At 64.7% G+C, this 21097-nt stretch carries 20 protein-coding genes; 14 read left to right on the plus strand and 6 right to left on the minus strand.

Going from position 1 to position 21097, the window contains the following annotated elements; all coding sequences use genetic code 11:
* Positions 1–356 precede the first annotated feature (356 nt).
* The 5 genes from OIT41_RS10400 (at position 357) to pgsA (ending at position 5638) form a co-directional block, all read left to right on the plus strand.
* A complete protein-coding gene (locus OIT41_RS10400) occupies positions 357–1799 on the plus strand; it encodes a protease pro-enzyme activation domain-containing protein (RefSeq protein ID WP_264636421.1) in 1443 nt (480 codons plus the stop codon).
* A 47-nt stretch (positions 1800–1846) separates the two neighbouring features.
* Complete coding sequence (locus tag OIT41_RS10405; RefSeq protein ID WP_264636422.1) at positions 1847–2128, plus strand: YegP family protein; 282 nt, start codon at positions 1847–1849, stop codon at positions 2126–2128.
* A 242-nt stretch (positions 2129–2370) separates the two neighbouring features.
* Entirely contained in the window at positions 2371–4380 is a 2010-nt protein-coding gene (thrS, locus tag OIT41_RS10410) for a threonine--tRNA ligase (protein WP_264636423.1), read from the plus strand.
* A gap of 30 nt (positions 4381–4410) precedes the next feature.
* Positions 4411–5016 (plus strand): HIT family protein, encoded by a 606-nt coding sequence (locus OIT41_RS10415; protein ID WP_264636424.1) that lies wholly within the window; start codon positions 4411–4413, stop codon positions 5014–5016.
* Positions 5009–5638 carry a phosphatidylinositol phosphate synthase gene (pgsA, locus tag OIT41_RS10420; protein ID WP_264636425.1) on the plus strand — a complete coding sequence of 210 codons (630 nt, stop codon included), beginning with the start codon at positions 5009–5011 and terminating at the stop codon, positions 5636–5638. The genes OIT41_RS10415 and pgsA overlap by 8 nt, the downstream gene beginning before the upstream one ends.
* Before the next feature lie 65 nt (positions 5639–5703).
* Here pgsA and OIT41_RS20975 read toward each other — a convergent pair whose 3' ends face one another.
* The 3 genes from OIT41_RS20975 to OIT41_RS10430 are packed head-to-tail and all read right to left on the minus strand — an operon-like array spanning position 5704 to position 7589.
* Positions 5704–5928, minus strand: coding sequence for an HNH endonuclease (locus tag OIT41_RS20975; RefSeq protein WP_413542327.1), 225 nt, complete (start codon positions 5926–5928; stop codon positions 5704–5706).
* Positions 5929–5946: 18 nt separating this feature from the next.
* Positions 5947–7326: a DUF222 domain-containing protein gene (locus OIT41_RS10425; protein ID WP_319801817.1), complete on the minus strand. Its 1380-nt coding sequence runs from the start codon at positions 7324–7326 to the stop codon at positions 5947–5949.
* Positions 7326–7589, minus strand: coding sequence for a hypothetical protein (locus OIT41_RS10430; RefSeq protein WP_264636426.1), 264 nt, complete (start codon positions 7587–7589; stop codon positions 7326–7328). The genes OIT41_RS10425 and OIT41_RS10430 overlap by 1 nt, the downstream gene beginning before the upstream one ends.
* 552 nt (positions 7590–8141) lie before the next feature.
* Here OIT41_RS10430 and pdxS point away from each other — a divergent pair.
* Positions 8142–9068, plus strand: coding sequence for a pyridoxal 5'-phosphate synthase lyase subunit PdxS (gene pdxS, locus OIT41_RS10435; RefSeq protein WP_078108963.1), 927 nt, complete (start codon positions 8142–8144; stop codon positions 9066–9068).
* Between the two features lie 328 nt (positions 9069–9396).
* On the opposite strand, the gene OIT41_RS10440 is transcribed toward pdxS, so the two are convergent.
* From OIT41_RS10440 to OIT41_RS10450, 3 genes are read right to left on the minus strand one after another with little or no spacing between them, the layout of a single operon-like run.
* The gene (locus tag OIT41_RS10440; protein WP_264636427.1) at positions 9397–11409 is read right to left on the minus strand and encodes a M3 family metallopeptidase; all 2013 of its coding nucleotides are present in this window, start codon (positions 11407–11409) and stop codon (positions 9397–9399) included.
* Between the two features lie 46 nt (positions 11410–11455).
* The gene (locus tag OIT41_RS10445) at positions 11456–12208 is read right to left on the minus strand and encodes a type 1 glutamine amidotransferase (protein WP_241709987.1); all 753 of its coding nucleotides are present in this window, start codon (positions 12206–12208) and stop codon (positions 11456–11458) included.
* On the minus strand, positions 12205–13500 hold the full coding sequence (locus tag OIT41_RS10450; RefSeq protein WP_241709986.1) for a Mur ligase family protein: 1296 nt from the start codon (positions 13498–13500) through the stop codon (positions 12205–12207). The genes OIT41_RS10445 and OIT41_RS10450 overlap by 4 nt, the downstream gene beginning before the upstream one ends.
* A gap of 100 nt (positions 13501–13600) precedes the next feature.
* On the opposite strand from OIT41_RS10450, the gene pdxT reads away from it, so the two are divergent.
* From pdxT to secF, 8 genes are all read left to right on the plus strand, one after another.
* Complete coding sequence (pdxT, locus tag OIT41_RS10455; RefSeq protein ID WP_078108967.1) at positions 13601–14302, plus strand: pyridoxal 5'-phosphate synthase glutaminase subunit PdxT; 702 nt, start codon at positions 13601–13603, stop codon at positions 14300–14302.
* 3 nt (positions 14303–14305) lie between these two features.
* Positions 14306–15061, plus strand: a complete 756-nt coding sequence (locus tag OIT41_RS10460; protein WP_241709985.1) for a YebC/PmpR family DNA-binding transcriptional regulator — start codon at positions 14306–14308, stop codon at positions 15059–15061.
* A gap of 44 nt (positions 15062–15105) precedes the next feature.
* The gene (ruvC, locus tag OIT41_RS10465; RefSeq protein WP_236810689.1) at positions 15106–15684 is read left to right on the plus strand and encodes a crossover junction endodeoxyribonuclease RuvC; all 579 of its coding nucleotides are present in this window, start codon (positions 15106–15108) and stop codon (positions 15682–15684) included.
* Between the two features lie 103 nt (positions 15685–15787).
* Positions 15788–16432, plus strand: coding sequence for a Holliday junction branch migration protein RuvA (ruvA, locus tag OIT41_RS10470; protein ID WP_241709984.1), 645 nt, complete (start codon positions 15788–15790; stop codon positions 16430–16432).
* Positions 16425–17501: a Holliday junction branch migration DNA helicase RuvB gene (ruvB, locus tag OIT41_RS10475; protein WP_078108971.1), complete on the plus strand. Its 1077-nt coding sequence runs from the start codon at positions 16425–16427 to the stop codon at positions 17499–17501. Before ruvA ends, ruvB begins: the two co-directional genes overlap by 8 nt.
* A gap of 190 nt (positions 17502–17691) precedes the next feature.
* The gene (yajC, locus tag OIT41_RS10480; protein WP_241709993.1) at positions 17692–18075 is read left to right on the plus strand and encodes a preprotein translocase subunit YajC; all 384 of its coding nucleotides are present in this window, start codon (positions 17692–17694) and stop codon (positions 18073–18075) included.
* A 109-nt stretch (positions 18076–18184) separates the two neighbouring features.
* Complete coding sequence (gene secD / locus OIT41_RS10485) at positions 18185–19939, plus strand: protein translocase subunit SecD (RefSeq protein ID WP_241709982.1); 1755 nt, start codon at positions 18185–18187, stop codon at positions 19937–19939.
* Positions 19939–20952, plus strand: coding sequence for a protein translocase subunit SecF (gene secF, locus OIT41_RS10490; RefSeq protein ID WP_241709981.1), 1014 nt, complete (start codon positions 19939–19941; stop codon positions 20950–20952). Before secD ends, secF begins: the two co-directional genes overlap by 1 nt.
* Positions 20953–21097 lie beyond the last annotated feature (145 nt).

Here is a 21097-nt window from a genome sequence, read left to right on the forward strand (position 1 = left end):
CGCCGCAGCGTCAGCCGCTGCGGTGGCATGGCCCGCCAAGGCCCCACGCTACCGTGGCAGGCCTCCGTGCCCAAGCTCATCCGGGAGCCGCTGGCCGAGTCGATTCCACCCCCATGCCATGGTGCCAAAGTGACTCCTGGTGCATAATCGCAGGGGACGGAGCTCAGTCACCGCGATCGTAGGAGGCACCAATGCCGATGCAGGACACTCCAGAAGATCGACAGCCGGGGGAAGCGCGAAGCGTTCCACTGCCTGGATCGGAGCGGGCTCCCGCTCCGGGCGTCCGGGACAGCCTCGGTCCCGTTGATCCGTCCCGGCGGATCGAGGTGACAGTCATCCTGAGGCGGCAGGAGGAAATGGCTGACGTTCCGCCCGAAGCGATTTCCCGGGACGAACTGGCCTCCCGATACGGCGCATCGGCCGCAGACCTGGATCTGGCCGAACGCACTTTCGCCACCCTTGGTCTCGACATCGTGGAGTCCGACGCCGCCAGCCGCAGGATTCGACTAGCCGGAACCGTGGAGCGGATGAGCAGCATCTTCGGGACGTCCCTGGACGAGCTGACGAGCCGCAGCCCGGACGGAAGTGCCGTCACCCACCGGCATCGCACTGGAGGACTCCACATACCTGCAGCCCTCGACGGCGTCGTCGTTGCCGTCCTCGGCCTTGACGACCGTCCCCAGGCACGGGCCCAGTTCCGCGCCATCCCCCTCGCCGCGGCAGGAACCAGCTACACCCCGCCACAGTTGGGAAAGATCTACAATTTCCCGGCGGGAACCGACGGAACGGGCCAAACCGTTGCCATCCTCGAGTTGGGCGGCGGTTACGGCCAGCAAGACCTTGACGCTTACTTCCAGGGCCTTGGCATCGCCACGCCGAGCATCACGTCGGTGGGAGTCGACGGCGGGGCCAACCAACCGGGGCAGGATCCGGCGGGTGCCGACGGGGAAGTCCTCCTTGACGTCGAAGTGGTGGGCGCCTTGGCGCCGAAAGCCGCAATTGTTGTCTACTTTGCTCCCAACACCGACGCCGGATTCCTGGATGCGATTGTCGCGGCCTCCCACGCAAACCCGACGCCGGCCGCAATCAGCATCAGTTGGGGCCAGAGCGAAGACTCCTGGACCGCGCAAGCCCGCACGGCCTTCGACCAGGCCATGGCCGACGCAGCGGCCCTCGGGGTGACGGTGACAGCGGCAGCCGGGGACAACGGCAGTGCGGACGGCGCAACCGACAACAAGGACCACGCCGATTTTCCGGCGTCGAGCCCGCATGTGCTGGCCTGCGGCGGAACCCGTCTTCAAGCAGACGCCTCGACGGGTGCCATCAGCGCGGAAACCGTCTGGAACGACGGTCCCAATTCGGCAACAGGCGGAGGATACAGCGACGTCTTTCCGGTTCCGTCCTGGCAGTCGGGCATCGCGGGACACACCACCCACAAGCCTGCTCCTCAGCAGGCTGGCAGGGGCGTGCCTGATGTCAGTGGCGTCGCCGACCCGCAGACCGGTTACCAAGTGCGCGTCGACGGGAAGGACATGGTGATCGGCGGAACGAGTGCGGTGGCCCCTCTCTGGGCGGCTCTCGTTGCCCGCCTTGCCCAAGCCACCAATAGGCGTTTCGGGCTGATCCAGCCGCTGCTCTATCAAAACGGCACGCAACCGGCGTCGGGCTTCCATGACATCACCGTCGGCTCGAACGGAAGCTACCACGCCGGGACCGGCTGGGATCCCTGCACGGGCCTGGGCAGTCCGGACGGCGGCGCCTTGCTGGCGATGCTTCAGGCCAAAGGTTTGGTTCGATAAACTGGTTGGTGTCCTTTACAACCGCAGGTTTCAAAGGAGGCTACACAATGGCTGGATACTTTGAGCTGATCGACGGACCCAACGATGGGTACAGGATTGCGCTGCGCGACGGCGACGGCGAGCTTCTGGCGATGTCCACGACTTTCGCCACCAAGCAGTCGGCTGTCCGCGGGATATCCACACTCCGGGAGATTGCCGGGACGGCCCTCATCAAGGACCGGAGCCACGGACGGTGGACCCCGTCCCTTGAACGTCAGGCCCACCACTTGCATTTGTTCCACCAACCCGCATGGCGGAAGCACGAAGTGAGAAGCGCAGGCCGCTCGTAGCCCTGCGATAAGGCGGTTTCGCAGACTGCCCCGCGCTCCGGTCCCTCAGCCCTCTTCAACGGCTTGCACGGACCGCACTAACGCTTGCCAAGAATCCGTGCGGCACGGATCTCCTCGACGAAGAACGGCACGTCCGTGCCTTCTTTGGCTGCCTCAGCCGGAGCGGATACGATGGACGATGGCTGGCTGTGGTCCCCGTACGCCACAAGCTATGAAGCCGTATCAATGAATAGGAGACACCCGTGTCAGATGCCCAGCAGATCACCCTCATCGTCGATGGCGAAGAGACCAAGGTGACGGAGGGGACCACCGGCGCGGAACTCTTCTTTGAGCGCCGCGACGTCGTGGTTGCCCGTGTCGACGGCGAACTCAAGGACCTCGACCAGGTGCTGCCCGAGGGTGCCCAGGTTGACGGCATCACCATCGACTCGCCGGATGGCCTGAACGTCCTGCGCCACTCCACCGCACACGTCATGGCCCAGGCCGTGCAGCAGCTTCGCCCGGATGCCAAGCTCGGAATCGGCCCCTATATCACGGACGGCTTCTACTTCGACTTCGATGTTGCCGAGCCTTTCACTCCCGAGGACCTGCGCCAGCTCGAGAAGATGATGCAGAAGATCATCAACCAGAACCAGAGGTTCGTGCGCCGCGTCGTCACCGAGGACGAAGCCCGTGAAGCCATGAAGGGTGAGCCTTACAAGCTCGAACTGCTGGGCAAGAAGAACGACGCCGCCGACGCCGGCGAAGGCGTCAACGTCGAGGTGGGCGCCGGGGACATCACCATCTACGACAACGTGGACCGCAAGAGCGGTGAAAGCGTCTGGTGCGATCTTTGCCGCGGCCCGCACCTGCCCAACACCAAACTGATCTCCAACGCCTTCGCCCTGACCCGCTCCTCGGCGGCGTACTGGCTCGGCAACCAGAACAACCAGCAGTTGCAGCGTATCTACGGCACCGCTTGGCCCACCAAAGACGCGCTGAAGGCCTACCAGGAGCGCATCGCCGAGGCCGAGCGCCGCGATCACCGCAAGCTCGGAGCGGAGCTGGACCTGTTTTCCTTCCCGGATGAGCTGGGTTCGGGCCTGCCGGTATTCCACCCCAAGGGCGGGATCATCCGCAAGGCGATGGAGGACTATTCGCGCCAACGCCACGTCGACGCCGGATACGAGTTCGTCTACACCCCGCACATCACCAAGGGACACCTCTACGAGGTTTCCGGCCACCTTGACTGGTACAAGGAAGGCATGTTCCCGGCGATGCACATCGACGCGGAATTGAACGACGACGGCACTGTCCGCAAGCCGGGCCAGGACTACTACCTGAAGCCGATGAACTGCCCCATGCACAACCTCATCTTCCGTTCGCGCGGACGCTCCTACCGGGAACTGCCCCTCAGGCTCTTCGAATTCGGCTCTGTGTACCGCTACGAGAAATCCGGTGTTGTCCACGGCCTGACCCGTGTGCGCGGCATGACACAGGACGATGCCCACATCTACTGCACCCGCGAGCAGATGAAGGACGAGCTCACCACCACCCTGAACTTCGTCCTCGGACTGCTCAAGGACTACGGCCTGGACGACTTCTACCTTGAACTGTCCACCAAGAACGAGGACAAGTTCGTTGGCGAGGACGCGGCCTGGGAGGAAGCCACCCGTACCCTGGCAGAAGTAGCCGAGGCGTCGGGACTGGAGCTGGTCCCGGATCCGGGTGGAGCCGCGTTCTACGGTCCCAAGATCTCCGTGCAGGCCAAGGACGCCCTGGGCCGCACCTGGCAGATGTCCACCATCCAGCTGGACTTCAACCTGCCCGAGCGGTTCGAACTGGAATTCCAGGCGGCCGACGGCACCCGCCAGCGTCCGGTCATGATCCACCGCGCTCTGTTCGGCTCGGTGGAGCGGTTCATGGGCGTCCTGACTGAGCACTATGCGGGAGCATTTCCGGCATGGCTTTCGCCCGTGCAGGTGGTTGGCATTCCGGTGGCGGAGGCGTTCAACGACTACATGTTCGACGTCGTTGGCCAGCTCAAGGCTGCGGGCATCCGTGCCGAGGTGGACATTTCCTCCGACCGCTTCCCGAAGAAGATCCGCACTGCCAGCAAGGACAAGATTCCCTTCGTCCTCATTGCCGGCGGAGAGGACGCAGAGGCAGGCGCAGTCTCGTTCCGCTTCCGTGATGGCAGCCAGGACAACGGCGTGCCCGTTGCCGAGGCCGTCCGCAGGATTGTGGACGCCGTCAAGAACCGCGAGAGCTGACGAGTCGGACGCTTCGGGGGACAGGAAACAGTGCAGGAGAACACGGGCGTGACAGCTGACTATCCGGGCGATGCCGAAGTGACTGATGACTTCGGCCTGGCAGGTGTTCCCGACGCCTTCCAACGCTTGTGGACGCCGCACCGCCTGGCCTACATCAAGGGCGGGCAGAACCAGTTCGATAACGAGGACTGCCCGTTCTGCGTGGCTCCAAGCCGCACGGACGAGGAGGCCCTCATCGTCCGCCGCGGCAGGACGTGCTACGTGGTGCTCAATCTGTTCCCTTACAACCCCGGTCATTTGCTGGTGTGCCCGTACCGGCATGTTCCGGACTACACGGACATCACGGTGCAGGAAACCGCGGAAATGGCCGAGCTCACGCAGACCGCAATGCGGGTGCTGAGGAAGGTGGCCAACCCGAGCGGCTTCAACCTGGGCATGAACCAGGGTGTAGCCGGCGGCGCGGGAATCGCCGCCCACCTGCATCAGCACGTGGTTCCGCGCTGGGGTGGGGACGGAAACTTCTTCCCGATCATCGCCCAGACGAAAGCCATCACCCAGACCCTCGCGGAGGTCCGGCAGCAGGTGGCGGACGCGTGGCCGGAGGAATCGGAACTATCCGGGGAGCCGGATGCTTAATCGGCACGCCCGAGGGTTCTTCACCGGGCTGTTCTCGCCCCTTGCCCGGTTCCTGCTCAAAGTGGGGGTCTCGCCTGACGCCGTCACCGTCGTCGGGACCGCCGGAGTAGTTCTCGGCGCCCTGATTCTCTACCCCCTCGGCCAGCTTTGGTGGGGTTCGCTGCTGATCGCCGTATTCGCGCTATCCGACGTCGTGGATGGCATCATGGCGCGGGAGCAGGGTCGCAGCGGTCCGTGGGGAAATTTTCTCGATTCGACGCTGGATCGACTGGCTGACGGCGCCATTTTCGCCGGCGTCGCGATCTGGTTCTTCACCGGGGGCGGGAACAGCGCGATTGCCGTCGCGTCTCTGGCCTGTCTAGTGCTCGGGATGGTGGTTTCGTACGCCCGCGCCAAGGCTGAATCTCTGGGCTTCTACGCCAATGTGGGCATCGCCGAGCGCGCGGAGCGGCTCATCTCGGTGCTCCTCGTCACCGGATTGACCGGGCTGGGATTGCCTTCCGTCGTGTTGCTGGTGACCCTCGTCATCCTCGCCGCCGCCACGGCAGTCACCGTCGTCCAAAGGATGGCGGCCGTCCGCGAACAGGCGATGGCAGACGTCGACGGCGGGACTCCCGCTTAAGCCCTCTGATCATTTTGCTGCCCCGGCGCGTTTCGTGTCGGGGCACGCTCATGTCCGGGGCAGCTTTATGTGCGGGTGGGTCTGAAGTGGTGGTTGCGTCGGGGTGTTTGGCGGGGGTCGAGGTGGGGTGGGGGTGTGAACCATGGCACGCCGGTTTCGGTGGTGATGGTCCAGTGTTCTTTGTGGATGACGTGGTGGTGGCTGCAGAGCAGGGTGCCGTTGTCGGTTGAGGTGGTGCCTTCGTTGGTCCAGTAGGTGATGTGGTGGGCTTCGCACCAGGGTGCGGGGATTGTGCAGTCGGGGAAGGCTCAGCCTTGGTCGCGGGCGATGATGGCTTTGCGGATGTGGGGCGGGAAAATCCTGGTGGTGCGGCCGATGTCCAGGACGCGGCCCTCGCTGCCGAGCAGGACGGGGATGATGTCGGCGTCGCAGGCGATTTTGCGGATGGCCGTGGGGTGGATCGGGCCGTGGAACGTGGCGGCCCCGGTGCCGGGCCGGGCGTTTGCTGCGCCGGGGTTTGTGGTGCCGGGGTTTGGGGTGCCGGGGGTGTGGTGTTGGAGGCGGTTGAGCAGGTCTTGGTAGTCGATGGTGACCATGACCTGGGGGCGGAGGCCGCCGTTGGCCGGCAGTTCGCCGGTGGCCAGGGCGATACTGCAGGCGCCGACGAGTCCGTCGAGGAGTTTCTGCGGGCGGGAGCGGCGGTCCAGGCCGGGGTGCGCGCCTTCGCTGTTGCTGTCGCCGCCCGGGCCGGTGTCCCCTGAATCCGGGCCCTGTGCTCCCTCGCCGCCGGTGCCGGTGCCGGTGCCGGTGTGGTGTTGGAGGCGGGGGTTGGCGGCGGTGTTCATGGCGGTGGCGAGGGTTTCGATTTGTTCGGCGGTGGCGAAGATTTCCAGGTGGTGCAGGCCGTGGCGGGGTGTGCGGATGAATGCTCCTTGGCGGTGGCGCAGTTCTTCCTCGCTGGGTTCGGTTCCGTCCTGGTCGATGGCGTCGACCCAGCGTTTGGCCATCCGGTGCACGAAGTCGGGATCGCTTTCCAGGGCGGTCCGGGTCAGGGAGTGTTCCATCTGCCCGATGGTGTCCGGGTCGGCGTGGTGGCGTACCTGGTCCAGGGCGATGCTGATGAGGGTGGCCGAGCGGGACGGCACGGCCGCGGTGGACAGGGCCGCGGCGAGGACCGGGTGGCGTGCGGGGAGGTCTTGTCCGGTGATTCCTGTCTGCGGGAGCACGCTTTCGGCCAGGGTGAGCCGGCGCCGTGCTTCGCTGATGCCGATCCGCAGCCTGGCGCGCAGGAATTCGGCGGCGTTCCGGTACCCGTCATGGACCGGGTCGGCGGCTTCGGCGAGGCCGGCCACGGACCCCGGCGCACCTGCCGCGGTTGCTGTGTCGGCGTCAGTTCCCGCATCGGCGTCAGTTCCCGCATCGGCGTCAGTCGCCGCGTCGGCCGCGTCGGCCGTGTCTGCCGTGCCGCTTGTGGTGGGTTCGGTCCAGCCGGTCCTCCACCCCGGAGCCGGGCAGGGGTGCCGTGCGGCCTGGGCTTCGCGCCGTGTCCGTTCCACGGCCTGGGCCGCGAGGATCTGCAGGAACTCCACCGTCCGGGCGATCTCCTCGACCCGGCCGGCGAAATCCGCGGCTTCAGGGAAACCGAACAGGCGGGTGTCGGCGGGAGCGGTTGAGCGCAGCGCATCCATCACCGCCACCGCCTGATCAAGACCGCCCGCGGGGAGCGGCCCGCCGGCCGCCGTGCTTTGGAACCGGACCGGGTTTGGGTGCTGCGCAGGGCTTTCGAACTGCGCAGGGCTTTCGAACTGCGCAGGGTCTTGTAGCCGGACCGGGTTTTGGTGCTGCGCAGGGCTTTGGAACCGGGCCAGGCTTTGGTGCTGCGCAGCGTGTTGAAACCGGCCAGGGCTTTGAAGCCGGGCTGCGAACTGAGCTGCGTATTGGAGCCGGGCATGGCGGGCGGCGACAGGCTTCAGGCGGCGGGCCACGCGCCCCGGCGACGGGATCCCGCCGTCGGGCGCGGCCGCCCGAGGGGCGGTGAGGTGACCGGTGCCTTCCATGACTAAACCCTGTCACGAGGCACTGACAATTAAGCCCCCACGCTGCCACCCGCCGACGCGAAAAGCGAAAACAAGGAAAACACGTCCCAAGTACTAGCTGTTGAGGTCCCAATGAACCCGGATCGCCTCCGCGACCGGCCCGGTGTTGCCCTCACAATTGCCGAAGACAGATTCCTGCGCCTTTGCATCGTCAACCAATCCGCTGCCATCAATGCACCTGAAGTATCCGCGACACGCGGGACCCATATCACCCGCTGCGCGAAGCCCCGCCGGTGCCGGCGGAACTGCGTGGCAGAGGCGGGTAACCAAGTACGACGGGCACAGCGCAGGGGACTAGTATTGAAGTTACTTGGTCAATGTGACCTGGAAATCCGGTGCGCGCTGTGTGTGGCCCCTGTCCGCCTGCGCCCCCGGCCAAGGTCTTCTATCTACCCATAGGGGTTTTTGTGTCTACACCTGATGTAAGCAACGAAGCCGGTTCGTCCGCAGCCAGCGTTACGGGCAGCAACCGCGTCAAGCGCGGCATGGCCGAGATGCTCAAGGGCGGCGTCATCATGGACGTCGTCAACGTCGAGCAGGCCCGCATCGCCGAAGATGCCGGTGCCGTGGCCGTCATGGCGCTCGAGCGCGTTCCCGCCGACATCCGCGCCCAGGGCGGCGTGTCCCGCATGTCGGACCCGGACATGATCGACCAGATCATCGCCGCCGTGTCCATCCCCGTCATGGCCAAGGCCCGCATCGGCCACTTCGTCGAAGCCCAGGTCCTGCAGTCCCTCGGTGTTGACTACATCGACGAGTCCGAGGTCCTGACCCCCGCCGACTACACCCACCACATCGACAAGTGGAACTTCACCGTTCCCTTCGTCTGTGGTGCCACCAACCTCGGCGAGGCGCTGCGCCGCATCAACGAGGGCGCGGCCATGATCCGCTCCAAGGGCGAGGCCGGCACAGGCGACGTCTCCAACGCCACCACCCACATGCGACAGATCCGCGCCGAGATCCTCCGCCTCTCCACCCTGCCCGAGGACGAACTCTACGTCGCGGCCAAGGAACTGCAGGCACCGTACGAACTCGTCAAGGAAATCGCCGCTACCGGCAAGCTCCCCGTCGTCCTCTTCACCGCCGGCGGCATCGCCACCCCGGCCGACGCTGCGATGATGATGCAGCTCGGCGCGGACGGCGTGTTCGTTGGTTCGGGCATCTTCAAGTCCGGCAACCCGGCCCAGCGTGCCGCCGCCGTCGTGAAGGCCACCACGTTCTTCGACGACCCCGACGTCATCGCCAAGGTCTCCCGCGGCCTGGGCGAAGCCATGGTCGGCATCAACGTCGAGGAAATCCCCGAACCCCACCGCCTCGCCGAGCGCGGCTGGTAAATCCTAGTTAACCGGCGCGCTCTGTTGGCACGCCGGACAGCGCAGATGTCTGCGCGCTTGGTTGGTGCACCGGACGGCGCTGATCCTCGGCGCGCTATTCCCCCCGTTTCGCTGCCGCGGCTTTGCGGCGGCTAAGGGCGGGGGCCCTTTTACGCGCGCAGCCGGATCACACCGTCCGACGCCTTTCAGTCAGTAGAAGTACGACGCCGGTCGGTCACCTTTTCGGTGACCGACCGGCGTCGTGCGTTAACCCAACTGACTCGCAGTTGTTGTCGTTCTGAGGCTCCAGAACGACAACAACTGCGAGTCAGTTGGGTAGACCCGCTGGCTACTGAAGGCCGCGACGCTTCAGGAGCGGCTCGAGGGCAGCATCGCGGCCACGGAGCGTGCGGAAGGATTCCAGCGGATCCCGGCTGTTGCCACGGGAGAGCAGCTCCGAGCGGAATCGTTCGCCGTTCTCGCGCAGCAGCCCGCCGTTTTCCGTGAACCAGTCCACCGTTTCCGCGTCCAGCACTTCACTCCAGATGTAGGAGTAGTACCCGGCAGCGTAGAAGTCCCCGGCGAAGATGTGCTGGAAATACCCCGTGCGGTACCGGGGCGGTATGAGGGAGTGCGCCACGCCTGCGGCTGCCAATGCCTTGGCCTCGAAGTCCTGAGCATCCTGCGGAACACCGTCCACGTCCAGGACATGCCAGGCCAGGTCCAGGAGGGCTGCGCCGAGGTACTCGGTGGTGGCGAAACCCTCGCCCCAGAGCCTGGACTCGTTGAGGCGGTCAATGGTGTCTTGGGGGAGCGGCTCTCCGGTGGCGTAGTGGCGCGCGTAGTTGCCGATGATTTCCGGCCACATGATCCACATCTCGTTGACCTGCGACGGATACTCGACGAAGTCCCGGGGGACCGAGGTTCCGGAGAACCGCGGATACGTGACGTTGGAGAAGAGCCCGTGCAGGGCATGGCCGAACTCGTGGAACGTGGTGCGGACTTCGTCCAGGGTGAGCAGTGTCGGTTCTCCGGCCGGCGGTTTGGAGATGTTCAGGTTGTTGATGACCACCGGCTTGGTCCCCAGCAGTGCTGATTGTTCGACGGGCGAGTTCATCCAGGCGCCGCCGCGCTTGGAGTCCCGCGCGTAGTAGTCGCCCAGGAAGAGGCCGAGCTCGGAGCCGTCCTCGTTCCGTACCTCCCAAACGCGGACGTCGGGGTGGTACCCCTCAAGGTCTTTCCGCTCGTGGAAAGTCATCCCGAAGAGGCTCGTAGCTGCGAAGAACACGCCGTCCACGAGTACCCGGTCCAATTCGAAATAGGGCCGCAGCAGCTGTTCGTCCACCTCATACCGCTCCCTCCGGACCTTCGAGGAGTAGTACGCCCAGTCCCACGCTTCCAACGGGTGCCCCGCGCTCTCCGCCAAGGCAGCCGCTTCGGCGTCGGCGTTGCGGATAGCGGCAGGGGCGAGGCGGTTCAGCATCGTCTGCACGGCCGCGAAATCAGGGGCAGTCTGGCGTTCCAGGACGAGTTCGGCGTAGTTGCCGAACCCGAGCAGGCCCGCCTTCTCGGCCCTCAAACGCACCATCGCCTTCGCCAGTTCCATGACGTCCAGGCTGCCGCCGTCGCTGCCTCGCGCAATGGATGCCTCATACAGGCGACGGCGAAGCTCGCGGTTTTGCAAAGAAGCCAGAGCAGGCTGGTTGCTCGGCTGTATGAGGGTCAGGAGGTATTTCCCCTCGTGCCCGGCAGCGCGTGCTGCCTCGGCGGCACTGGCAATGTCGTCCGCAGGGAGGCCCGCGAGTTCCGTGGCGTCCTCCACCACAAGCGCGGCGTCCTTCATGGCTTCCTTGACGCGTTGCCCGTACTCCGTTCCCAAACGGGAGAGTTCCGCATTGAGGCTTTTGAGCTTTTCCTGGTCGGCCGGATCAAGGTGGATCCCCGACTGGCGGAATTCCCGGAGGTACTCCTGGACCAGCCTGAGGGATTCGTCATCGAGGCCCGAGGTGTCGACGGCTGCGAATCGTTCGTACAGTCCGCGATTGAGGTAGACCGCGTCCTGGTGGCTCGCGAAACGGGGAGACAGCTCGGTTTCGAGTTCCCGGATGGCGTAGGAGGCGTCGGCGGAAACCAGGGTGAAGAAGGCTGCCGCTGCACGCTCCAGCAGCCGGCCGGAGCGTTCCATCGCCACCGCCGTGTTTTCGAAGGATGCAGGCTCCGGATTGTCTACGATGGACTGGATCTCGGCCAGATGCTCAGCGAGGCCCGCTTCAACAGCTTCGGCGTAGTGGTTGTCCTGGATCGTTGCGAAGGGCGGCAATCCGAAGGGAAGGGTGCTCGGCTCCGAGAGAGGGTTCGTCATGAAGCAACCCTTTCATGCGAGGTCCCCGCCCACAACGCTTTTCGTGTTAGCGCGGCCGCCGCGCCGCATGTTCGCGCGCGAGGCGGGCAAAGTCGTCGTCGGGCGTTCCGGGGACGAAAGCACCGTACTTGCGTTCGACGGCGGTCCGGATCAGGAAATCGGCGATGGCAGGATTCTTGGGCAACAAGGAACCGTGCAAGTAGCTGGCAACAACATTCCGGTGCCTGGCACCCTCGTGGTTGTCCTTGCTGTTGTTGCCGGCACCTTTGGACACGGTGCCGAGGGGCTCGACATCGGGGCCCAGCGAGGTTTGTCCGCTGTGGTTCTCGTAGCCGAGGATTTCCCCGAACTCGGACGAGGTGAGGGTGACATTCCCGATGAGGCGCTCGTCGGTGCCGACCGTCTCGACGTCAAGGATGCCGATGCCCGGGATGACAGGGCCGCTCTTCGTCTTGAAAAACTTGCCGAAGAGTTGGTAGAGCCCGCAAATAACCAGCATGGGCGTTCCGTCCTCGGCCATCTCGCGGAGTTGCTCGGCGCGTGCCTGGAGATCTTCCTGGATGACTACCTGGCCGCTGTCCTGCCCGCCGCCGCCCACAATGAGGTCGACGTCCTCGGGAAAGTCGTCACCCACGTTGTATTCAAGGAGTTCAGGCGTGTAGCCGTGCCAGAGCAGGCGCTGCCGCAAGACGAGCGCGTTTCCCCAGTCCCCGTAGATGTTCATCTCACGGGGGTACAACTGCAGGACCCGGATGGTGCCCTTGCTGGCGTGGGGGGCGGTGTCTTCGGCCGGGGTCATGAGACCACCTCTACTGTGGTGATTTTGGAGAGTTCGCGCCGGATGGCCAACATCGCGGTGTAGGTGCAGAACACGCGTTTGGGCTTGCCGGCCGAGCCCCGGATGAATTCAGCCAAGGCCGCAGGGATGTCGGTGTTCACTGAACCGAAACGGACCTCGTCGTATTGCAGGCGCAGGGCCATGTCGTAGGCACGGACACCGGTGAGTACTTCGACGCCATCCTCGCGCAGGGAGTCGAACTCAACGTCCCAGAGCCAGGACATGTCGCGGCCGTCGGCGTAGTTGTCGTTGATGGCGATCATGGACGCGTAGCCCTTCGCCGGGAAGGACTTGAGGCCCAGGCGGAAACCACTCGGGTTCTTCACCAGGACCAACTCAAGAGGCTGGCCATCCACCGTCAGGCTTTCCCCACGGCCGAACGCCGGAGCCACCTCGGAGAGCGCCTTGACGAGCTTCGCGGCATCGCCGGGCCTGCCGCTTGCCCCGGTGATGCTCCTGGCGAGCACCAAGGCGGCGGCTGCATTGAAGATGTTGTAGACGCCGCGGAGCTTCATGTGGGTCGCGACGCGGGTTCCGTCGAACTCGAAGTCGGCGTCGTCGGCACCCACCCGGCGGAGTACGACGTCGGCCTCCGGGGAGGCGGGCACGTCACCGAGGGGGCTGGTTCCCGGAGCCGCGGCCCGCATGTCGTCGTCGTTCGGGAAGGTGCTGCGGAGCGATTGGTCCAATCCGAAGTAGAGCACCTCGGGGCCGCTGACGGCTGCCGCGATACGGGCGACCCGGGGATCCTCGCGGTTCAAGACCACGGTGCCTGTAGTTCGCTCGGCGATGCGCTGGAGAAGCAACGCGGTGGCGTCGATTTCGCCGAAGCGGTCCAGCTGGTCCCGCAGGACGTTGAGGAGAAGGCAGTAGCGCGGCGGCACTTTGTTCACGAAATGCACGGCATGTGCCTCGTCGAGTTCCAACACCGCGACGTCGGCGTCCAGCCTGCCGCGCCAGTCCACCTCACCCAGGAGCGCAGCTGCCACTCCCCGGGTGAAGTTGCTGCCCGTCCGGTTGGTGAAGACCTTGAGGCCTTGGCTTTCCAGGAGTTCCACGACCATTTTGGTGGTGGTGGTCTTGCCGTTGGTCCCGCTCACCACGGCCACACCGTGGGGGAGCGAGGAGAGCGTCCTCTGCATGAAGCCGGGGTCGATCTTCTCGACCACGAGGCCCGGCAAAGCCGAACCCCCTCCGCGAAGCCGGGACACAGCACGGACCAGCTTGCCGAGCGGAACGGTGAACGAAAACATGCTCTGTAATATATCCCAGTTGGTGCATAAACCACGTGCCGCAAGCCTGCGGTGCCACCACGGGGCGAGGCCTGCAGCGGCGGCGCATTATGATGGTCGAATGACCAATCCCCCTTCCGAGGCGTCATCAAGCGTGGGCACCGGCCTGCGCATCGGCGTCCTCGCACTACAAGGCGATTTTCGTGAGCACATCCACGCCGTCGAAGCGGCCGGCGCCACCGGCGTCGGCATCCGGCGTCCGGCGGAACTCGACGACATTGACGGCCTCATCATTCCCGGCGGCGAGTCCACCACCATCGACAAGCTGGCGCGCATCTTCGAACTCGCGGATCCGATCCGTAAGCAGATCGCGTCCGGGCTGCCGGTCTATGGGTCCTGCGCCGGAATGATCCTCCTGGCAGACGACATCGCAGATCCCGCCACGGACCTCGCCGGGAATCCGCAGCAGACTTTCGGCGGGTTGGACATCACGGTCCGCCGCAACGCGTTCGGCCGGCAGCGGGAGTCTTTCGAAACCGACCTTGACTTCAAGGGCCTCGAGTTCAGCGCCGGCGAGTCCGGCGTCGACCCCGTCCATGCCGTCTTCATCCGGGGACCATGGGTGGAGCGCGTCGGTCCGGGCGTCGAAATCCTTGCCCAGGTGGAACCGGGAAAAGCCAGCCACACGGACACTTTGCACGGGTTGGCTAGAATTGTTGCAGTGCGCTCAGGTCGGTTGCTGGCCACCTCCTTCCACCCGGAAGTGACTGGGGAGAAGCGCGTGCATGAATTGTTTATTCGAATGATCAGAGGGGAAGTTTAAAGCATGTCAGGCCACTCGAAATGGGCGACGACCAAGCACAAGAAGGCCATCCTCGATAGCCGCCGGGCCAAGTCGTTCGCCAAACTGATCAAGAACATCGAAGTCGCGGCCCGCATGGGCGGACCGGACCTTGCCGGCAACCCGAGCCTGGAACTAGCCGTCACCAAGGCCAAGAAGACGTCGGTCCCCGCTGACAACATCGACCGCGCCATCAAGCGCGGAGCCGGGCTGACCGGCGAAGTGGTCGACTACACGGAAATCATGTACGAAGCCCGCGGCCCGCAGGGTTCAGCCCTCCTGATCGAGTGCCTCACGGACAACAAGAACCGTGCTGCCTCCGAGGTCCGGCTGGCCATCTCCCGCAACGGCGGCACCATCGCCGACCCCGGCTCCGTGAGCTACCTCTTCTCCCGCAAGGGCGTCGTCAACCTGCCCAAGAACGGTCTCAGCGAAGACGACATCCTGATGGCCGTGCTCGACGCAGGCGCCGAGGAAGTCAAGGACAGCGGCGACAACTGGGAAATCCACTCGGAACCCACCGATCTGCAGGCCATCCGCGAAGCCCTCACGGAAGCCGGCATCGAATACGAGACGGACGAAGCTGAATTCGTCCCGTCCATGCAGGTACCGCTTGACGTCGACGGTGCCAAGAAGTTCATGAAGCTCGTCGACGCCCTCGAGGATCTCGACGACGTGCAGAACGTCTACACCAACGCGGACATGAGCGAGGAAGTCCAGGCTGCGCTCGAAGCCGAATAATGCTTTTTGCGACATAGCCTGACAACCAGCAGGGAGGCCCGGACTTGACTCTTCGCGTACTAGGAGTCGATCCGGGCCTCACCCGTTGCGGCATCGGAGTGGTCGACGTCGAACGGAACAGGCGCGCCACCATGGTGGCCGTCTGCGTCGTGGGAACCTCCCCGGAACAGTCATTGGACCAGCGCCTGCTGGTCATCGCCAAGGCCATCGACGAATGGCTGGACCTGTACAAGCCAGACGTTCTTGCGGTCGAACGGGTCTTCTCCCAGTTGAACGTCAGCACTGTCATGGGCGTGGCCCAAGCGTCCGGGGTGGTCATCGCGGCGGCAGCGCGGCGCGGCATCCCGGTGGCGCTTCACACGCCGTCGGAAGTCAAAGCCGCCGTCACGGGAAGCGGCACCTCCAACAAGGAGGCGGTGACCAAGCTCATCACCAAGATCCTGCGCCTGGACGCCCCGCCCCGTCCGGCCGACGCCGCGGACGCGCTGGCCCTCGCCGTCACGCACGCGTGGCGGGCCGGGAGCGGCGCCGCCGTTGCCACCACCGGACCGGGGAGCAGCGCGCTCACGCCGGCCCAGCGGGCATGGGCGGAAGCCGAAGCGAAAGCGCGCCGCGGCCGGTAATTGTCAGCGGCCCTTGCTAGGGTATTCGTAGATATGTTCGGATAGCCCCCGCGTGTTGGATGCAAGCGCAGCATGCACGGGGCAGTACTTCAGGAGCCGGGTCTTGATCAGTTTTCTCCGCGGAACCGTGGCACACGTCAGTCTCTCCACGGCCGTCATCGATCTCAACGGCGCCGGAATGAGCGTCTACGCCACGCCCCAAACCCTCAGCCACCTGCATGTCGGCGAGGAAGCGAAGCTGTTCACTTCGTTGATCGTCCGGGAGGACTCCCTGACGCTCTTTGGTTTCTCGAACGACGACGAACGGGAAGTTTTCGATGTCCTGCTCAGTGTGAGCGGTGTGGGACCGCGGCTGGCCCTCGCAGTCCTCGCCGTCCATGAGCCCGAGGCGATCCGCGTCGCCGCCCATTCCGGTGACGCCAAGTCATTCACCAAGGTGCCGGGCATCGGCCCGAAGGTGGCCGGCCGGATCGTCCTCGAGCTTGCGGGCAAGCTCGTACCCCACGGCACCGCTCCGGGGGCTGCCCCCGCCGTCGCCGCCGAGTCCGCGTGGAAGCCGCAGGTGGTAGCTGCCATGACGAGCCTCGGCTGGTCGGAAAAGGACGCCGCCGGGAGCATCGACAAGGCTATGGCCGATTCCCCGGAACTCGCCGACGCCGGCAACGTCGCGCAGATCCTGCGAGCAACCCTTCGCTGGCTTGGGCAGGACGGCGCCCGAGCCGGAAACCGGGTAGGCAGCCGTGGCTGAGCAATCCCTCGTTACCGGGGGAGAGGAACCCGAAGAGCGCATCATCGAGGCAGCACTGCGCCCGAAGAACCTCCACGACTTCGTGGGCCAGCACCGCGTCCGCAAGCAACTCTCGCTCGTCCTGGAAGCCTCGAGGATGCGCGGCCGCAGCGCGGACCACGTCCTGCTGTCGGGCCCTCCGGGGCTCGGGAAGACCACGCTCTCCATGATTATCGCCGCCGAGATGAACGCTCCCTTGCGTATCAGCAGCGGGCCGGCCATCCAGCATGCCGGAGACCTCGCGGCCATCCTCTCTTCGCTTTCGGAGGGTGAAGTCCTCTTCCTCGATGAAATCCACCGGATGTCCCGGCCCGCAGAGGAAATGCTCTACATGGCCATGGAGGACTTCCGTGTGGACATCGTGGTGGGCAAGGGCGCCGGCGCCACTGCCATCCCGCTTGAGTTGCCGCCCTTCACCCTCGTCGGGGCCACCACGAGGGCCGGATTGCTGCCTGGACCGCTGCGTGACCGCTTTGGTTTCACAGGGCATCTGGAGTTCTATTCCGTTGCGGAGCTCGAACTGGTGCTGCGCCGCTCGGCCGGACTGCTAGATCTCAAGGTCAATTCCGCCGGCTTCAGCGAGATCGCGGGCCGTTCCCGCGGAACTCCGCGCATCGCCAACCGGCTGCTGCGCCGCGTCCGGGACTGGGCTTTGGTTCACGGCATCGAACAGATCGATGCGCGTGCAGCCTCCGCGGCGTTGGACATGTACGAGGTGGACCAGCGTGGATTGGACCGCTTGGACCGTGCCGTGCTGGAAGCGCTGATCCTCAAGTTCAACGGTGGCCCCGTGGGGCTCTCCACCCTTGCAATCGCCGTCGGGGAAGAGCCGGAGACTGTGGAAACGGTCGCTGAGCCGTACCTGGTGCGCGAAGGCCTATTGGGCCGGACGCCGCGCGGCCGGATCGCCATGGCGTCAGCATGGACGCACCTTGGATATGCGGTGCCGGCAGGAGTGTTCGGGCAGGATCCCCTCGCCCTGTTCGAGGACAGCGAAAACGGCGCTGAAAGCATCGACACCGGCCGATAGCACGATCCATTCAGCTTAACCCTCTAGACTGGTATGACACTCGGCACGTTCGAGTCCTTGGTTCTGTGCCCGCCCGTCGGAGCATTGTGCGGCCACGCGGGCGAAAGCTCCACGGCCGCCGGATCCACCGGGCAGACATGGCCGTGAAACCAAAAACGTAAGTAAAGAACGGAACTTCCCTGTGGATCCAATGACAATCCTGCTGTTTGCCATGCTCGGCGTCTTCATCTTCATGATGTTCCGCCGCAACAAGAAGACGCAGCAACAGCAGGCCAAGCTGCAATCCCAGTTCGCCCCCGGCGTTGAGGTCATGACCAGTTTCGGCCTGTTCGGCCGAATTGTCGCGATGGACGACGCTGAGAACAAGGTTGTCCTTGAGCTGTCACCGGGCAACCTCGCCACGGTGCACCGCCAGGCCGTTACCAAGATCGTTGAGCCTGTCGAGGAAACCCCGGTTGACGTCCCGGACGACGCGTCGTCGCTGACGGCCGCTGATGCCGAGGCGTCGGCATCCTCGGAAACCCCGGAGGAAACCCTCAGGCGCCTCAACGACGAGGGCAAGAAGGACAGCTAGCCCGTACCCGCTCTACAAGCGGGAATAGCTCTACGGCAATGAATCGCCGCCGGCCTGCGCTCACAAGTGCACGTCGGCGGCTGTTCCGTCATCAACAGGAAGATCGAACATGGCACGAACCGGCCACAAAAATGCAGCCCGCAGGGTGCTGATCTGGCTTGTCGCAATATTCGCTGTACTGACAGCAGTCCTCGGGGGCGGCGTCATCACCGGTCACGCAAGCTGGGCTCCCAAGCTTGCGCTTGACCTCGAGGGCGGCACGCAAATGATCCTCGCGCCCAAGGTCGAAGGATCCACCGGCATCAACGAAGAACAGTTGAACCAAGCCGTTGCGATTATCCGACAGCGCGTTGACAGCTCCGGCGTTGCCGAAGCGGAAATCACCACGCAGTCCGGCCGTAACGTCGTGGTGAGCCTTCCCGGGACGCCAAGTTCGGAAACCCGTGCCTTGATCCAGGCATCTGCCGACATGAACTTCCGACCGGTGATCACCACCGGCGATCCTGCTCCCGTTCCGGTGGCATCGCGGACGCCTGATGCCAGCCTGCCCAAGCCAACGGCTGCGCCAACCAACGCCAGCGACAGCAACTGGGTCACGGCGGACGTCTACAAAGCCTTCGAAGCCTTGGACTGCGCCAATCCTGCGCAGGACAAGCAGCCGCGGTCGGATCCGGCCAAGCCTCTGGTGACCTGCGAGCCGGCAACGGCCACGACTCCCGCCGTCAAGTACATCCTTGGCCCGGTTGAAGTGAAGGGCCAGGACATCGTGTCGTCCTCCTTCGACCCCGTCCAGGGCGCACAGGGCTCGGTGACCAATGCATGGGGCGTGACGATCACGTTCGACGCCAACGCCACCAAGACCTTCAAGGACGTGACGCAGCGGCTCAACCAGTTCTACGTGGCATCGCAGGCCCAGGGCGGCAACGACCCCAAGGCCCAGTTCGCCATCGTCCTGGATGACCAGGTCATTTCCGCACCGCGTGCCCTCGCCGTGATCACCGACGGCAAGCCGCAGATCACCGGCAACTTCACGCAGGCGTCCGCGCAGGCATTGTCGGACCAGCTTCGCTACGGCGCGTTGCCCATCAGCTTCGATATCCAGTCCGAAGAGCAGATTTCCGCAACCCTCGGTGGCGAGCAGTTGCGCCTTGGCCTGTTGGCCGGTGTGATCGGGCTCCTGCTTGTGGTGGTCTATTCGCTGTTCCAGTACCGGGCCCTGGGCTTCGTCACGATCCTCTCCCTCGTGGTGGCCGGTGGACTCACCTACCTCGCGATCGCGATCCTTGGGTGGACTGAGAACTACCGGCTGTCCTTGGCCGGTGTGGCAGGTCTCATCGTGGCCATCGGTCAAACAGCGGACTCCTTCATCGTGTACTTCGAACGCATCCGTGACGAACTTCGTGAGGGCAAGGGCCTCGTGTCCGCCGTCGCGAACGGTTGGAGGCGCGCCAAGAGGACGGTCCTTGCCTCCAAGGCCGTCAACCTGCTCGCTGCCTTGGTGTTGTATTTCGTCGCTGTTGGAAACGTCCGCGGCTTCGCCTTCACCCTTGGCCTCACCGCGTTGGCGGACCTCCTGGTCGTGTTCATGTTCACGCACCCGACGCTCCAGGTGCTGGCCAAGACGAAGTTCTTCGGCGAAGGACACCGCTTCTCAGGCCTCGACCCCGAGCGACTGGGCGCCGTGCCGCTCTACCTCGGTGCCGGCAGGCTCCGCACGCCGACCGAGAAGCCCGCCGTCGTCCGCGCCCGCAACACCGGTGCTGCCGCTGAAGCCGAGCGCCGCATGACTATTGCCGAACGTCGGCTTGCCGAAAAGCAAGCCCAGCTGGCTGGTTCTTCCAACGGCACCAAGGAGGAGAAGTAATGACCACGAGCTTCGCAAAGTTCGGCAACGAGCTCTACACGGGCAAGCGCTCTTACAACTTCGTCTCCAGCAAGAAGATCTGGTTCATCATCGCCGCAGTGGCAGTGGCGATCTCCATCCTCCTGCCGGTGGTCAAGGGCGGCTACAACCTCGGAATCGACTTCCGGGGCGGTTCCGAGTTCACGGTATCCAACGTGAAGACCACGGATTCAGCCCCGGGTGAGAAGGCCGTCCACGACGTCGTTCCCGGTGCGGTTCCGCGCGTCGCCAACGTCGCAGGCAACACCATGCGTATCCAGACGGACAAACTCAGCGATGACCAGACCGTCAAGCTCAAAACGGACCTCGCAAAGGTCTACGGCGTCACCGAAAGCCAAGTGACCTCGACGTTCATCGGCCCGACCTGGGGGCAGGACGTCACCAAGCAGGCCCTCATTGGCCTCGCGGTGTTCGTAGGCCTGGCCGCTCTCTTGATGGCTTTGTACTTCCGCACCTGGAAGATGTCTGTCTCTGCCCTCGCCGGCATGCTGGTGACGATGTTCACCACGGCCGGTGTCTACTCCTTGAGCGATTTCGAAGTGACCCCGTCAGCCATCATCGGCTTCCTCACGGTGCTCAGTTACTCCTTGTATGACACCGTGGTTGTTTTCGACAAGATCCGTGAAAACACCTCGGACATCACCACCTCCAGCCGTCGCACTTTTGCCGAAGAGGTCAACCTCGCCGTCAACCAGACGTTGGTGCGCTCCATCAACACCATGATGGTGGCAGTATTGCCGGTCGCCGCGATTCTCTTCATCGGTGCCGGGCTGCTCGGCGCCGGCACGCTCCGCGACCTGTCCCTCGCGTTGTTCGTCGGCATCCTGATCGGTACCGCGGCGACGATCTTCATCGCGGCTCCGCTCTACGCCTGGCTGCGCCAGAGCGAACCCGAGCTGCAGAAGCAGGCCAAGAAGGTCGCTACCCGACGAGCGGCAGCCGCCAGCTCGAACCCGGAAGCCGCGGCCGTTTAGCCTCGTTTTCCCCTCGAAGCGCCGGTCACCGCTGAAAAGCGGTGACCGGCCTTTTTCGTTCCCGGTTCCGTCATCTGGGTACCGGTTCTTGGAGAGGTCTACCGCGGGAATAGACTGGGAGAATTAAGTCAGTCGTGAGAGGTGC

Source organism: Arthrobacter sp. YA7-1 (genome assembly GCF_025960325.1).
Lineage (GTDB): Bacteria > Actinomycetota > Actinomycetes > Actinomycetales > Micrococcaceae > Arthrobacter > Arthrobacter bambusae_A.

What these genes read in the sequence shown, in the direction of transcription:
- OIT41_RS10400 (WP_264636421.1), top strand. Translation starts at nt 357, where the DNA reads ATGGCTGACGTTCCGCCCGAAGCGATTTCCCGGGACGAACTGGCCTCC.
- OIT41_RS10405 (WP_264636422.1), top strand. Translation starts at nt 1,847, where the DNA reads ATGGCTGGATACTTTGAGCTGATCGACGGACCCAACGATGGGTACAGG.
- pgsA (WP_264636425.1), top strand. Translation starts at nt 5,009, where the DNA reads ATGCTTAATCGGCACGCCCGAGGGTTCTTCACCGGGCTGTTCTCGCCC.
- OIT41_RS10425 (WP_319801817.1), bottom strand. Translation starts at nt 7,326, where the DNA reads ATGGATGCGCTGCGCTCAACCGCTCCCGCCGACACCCGCCTGTTCGGT.
- OIT41_RS10430 (WP_264636426.1), bottom strand. Translation starts at nt 7,589, where the DNA reads ATGCCCGGCTCCAATACGCAGCTCAGTTCGCAGCCCGGCTTCAAAGCC.
- OIT41_RS10440 (WP_264636427.1), bottom strand. Translation starts at nt 11,409, where the DNA reads ATGACGAACCCTCTCTCGGAGCCGAGCACCCTTCCCTTCGGATTGCCG.
- OIT41_RS10445 (WP_241709987.1), bottom strand. Translation starts at nt 12,208, where the DNA reads ATGACCCCGGCCGAAGACACCGCCCCCCACGCCAGCAAGGGCACCATC.
- OIT41_RS10450 (WP_241709986.1), bottom strand. Translation starts at nt 13,500, where the DNA reads ATGTTTTCGTTCACCGTTCCGCTCGGCAAGCTGGTCCGTGCTGTGTCC.
- pdxT (WP_078108967.1), top strand. Translation starts at nt 13,601, where the DNA reads ATGACCAATCCCCCTTCCGAGGCGTCATCAAGCGTGGGCACCGGCCTG.
- OIT41_RS10460 (WP_241709985.1), top strand. Translation starts at nt 14,306, where the DNA reads ATGTCAGGCCACTCGAAATGGGCGACGACCAAGCACAAGAAGGCCATC.
- yajC (WP_241709993.1), top strand. Translation starts at nt 17,692, where the DNA reads ATGACAATCCTGCTGTTTGCCATGCTCGGCGTCTTCATCTTCATGATG.
- secD (WP_241709982.1), top strand. Translation starts at nt 18,185, where the DNA reads ATGGCACGAACCGGCCACAAAAATGCAGCCCGCAGGGTGCTGATCTGG.
- secF (WP_241709981.1), top strand. Translation starts at nt 19,939, where the DNA reads ATGACCACGAGCTTCGCAAAGTTCGGCAACGAGCTCTACACGGGCAAG.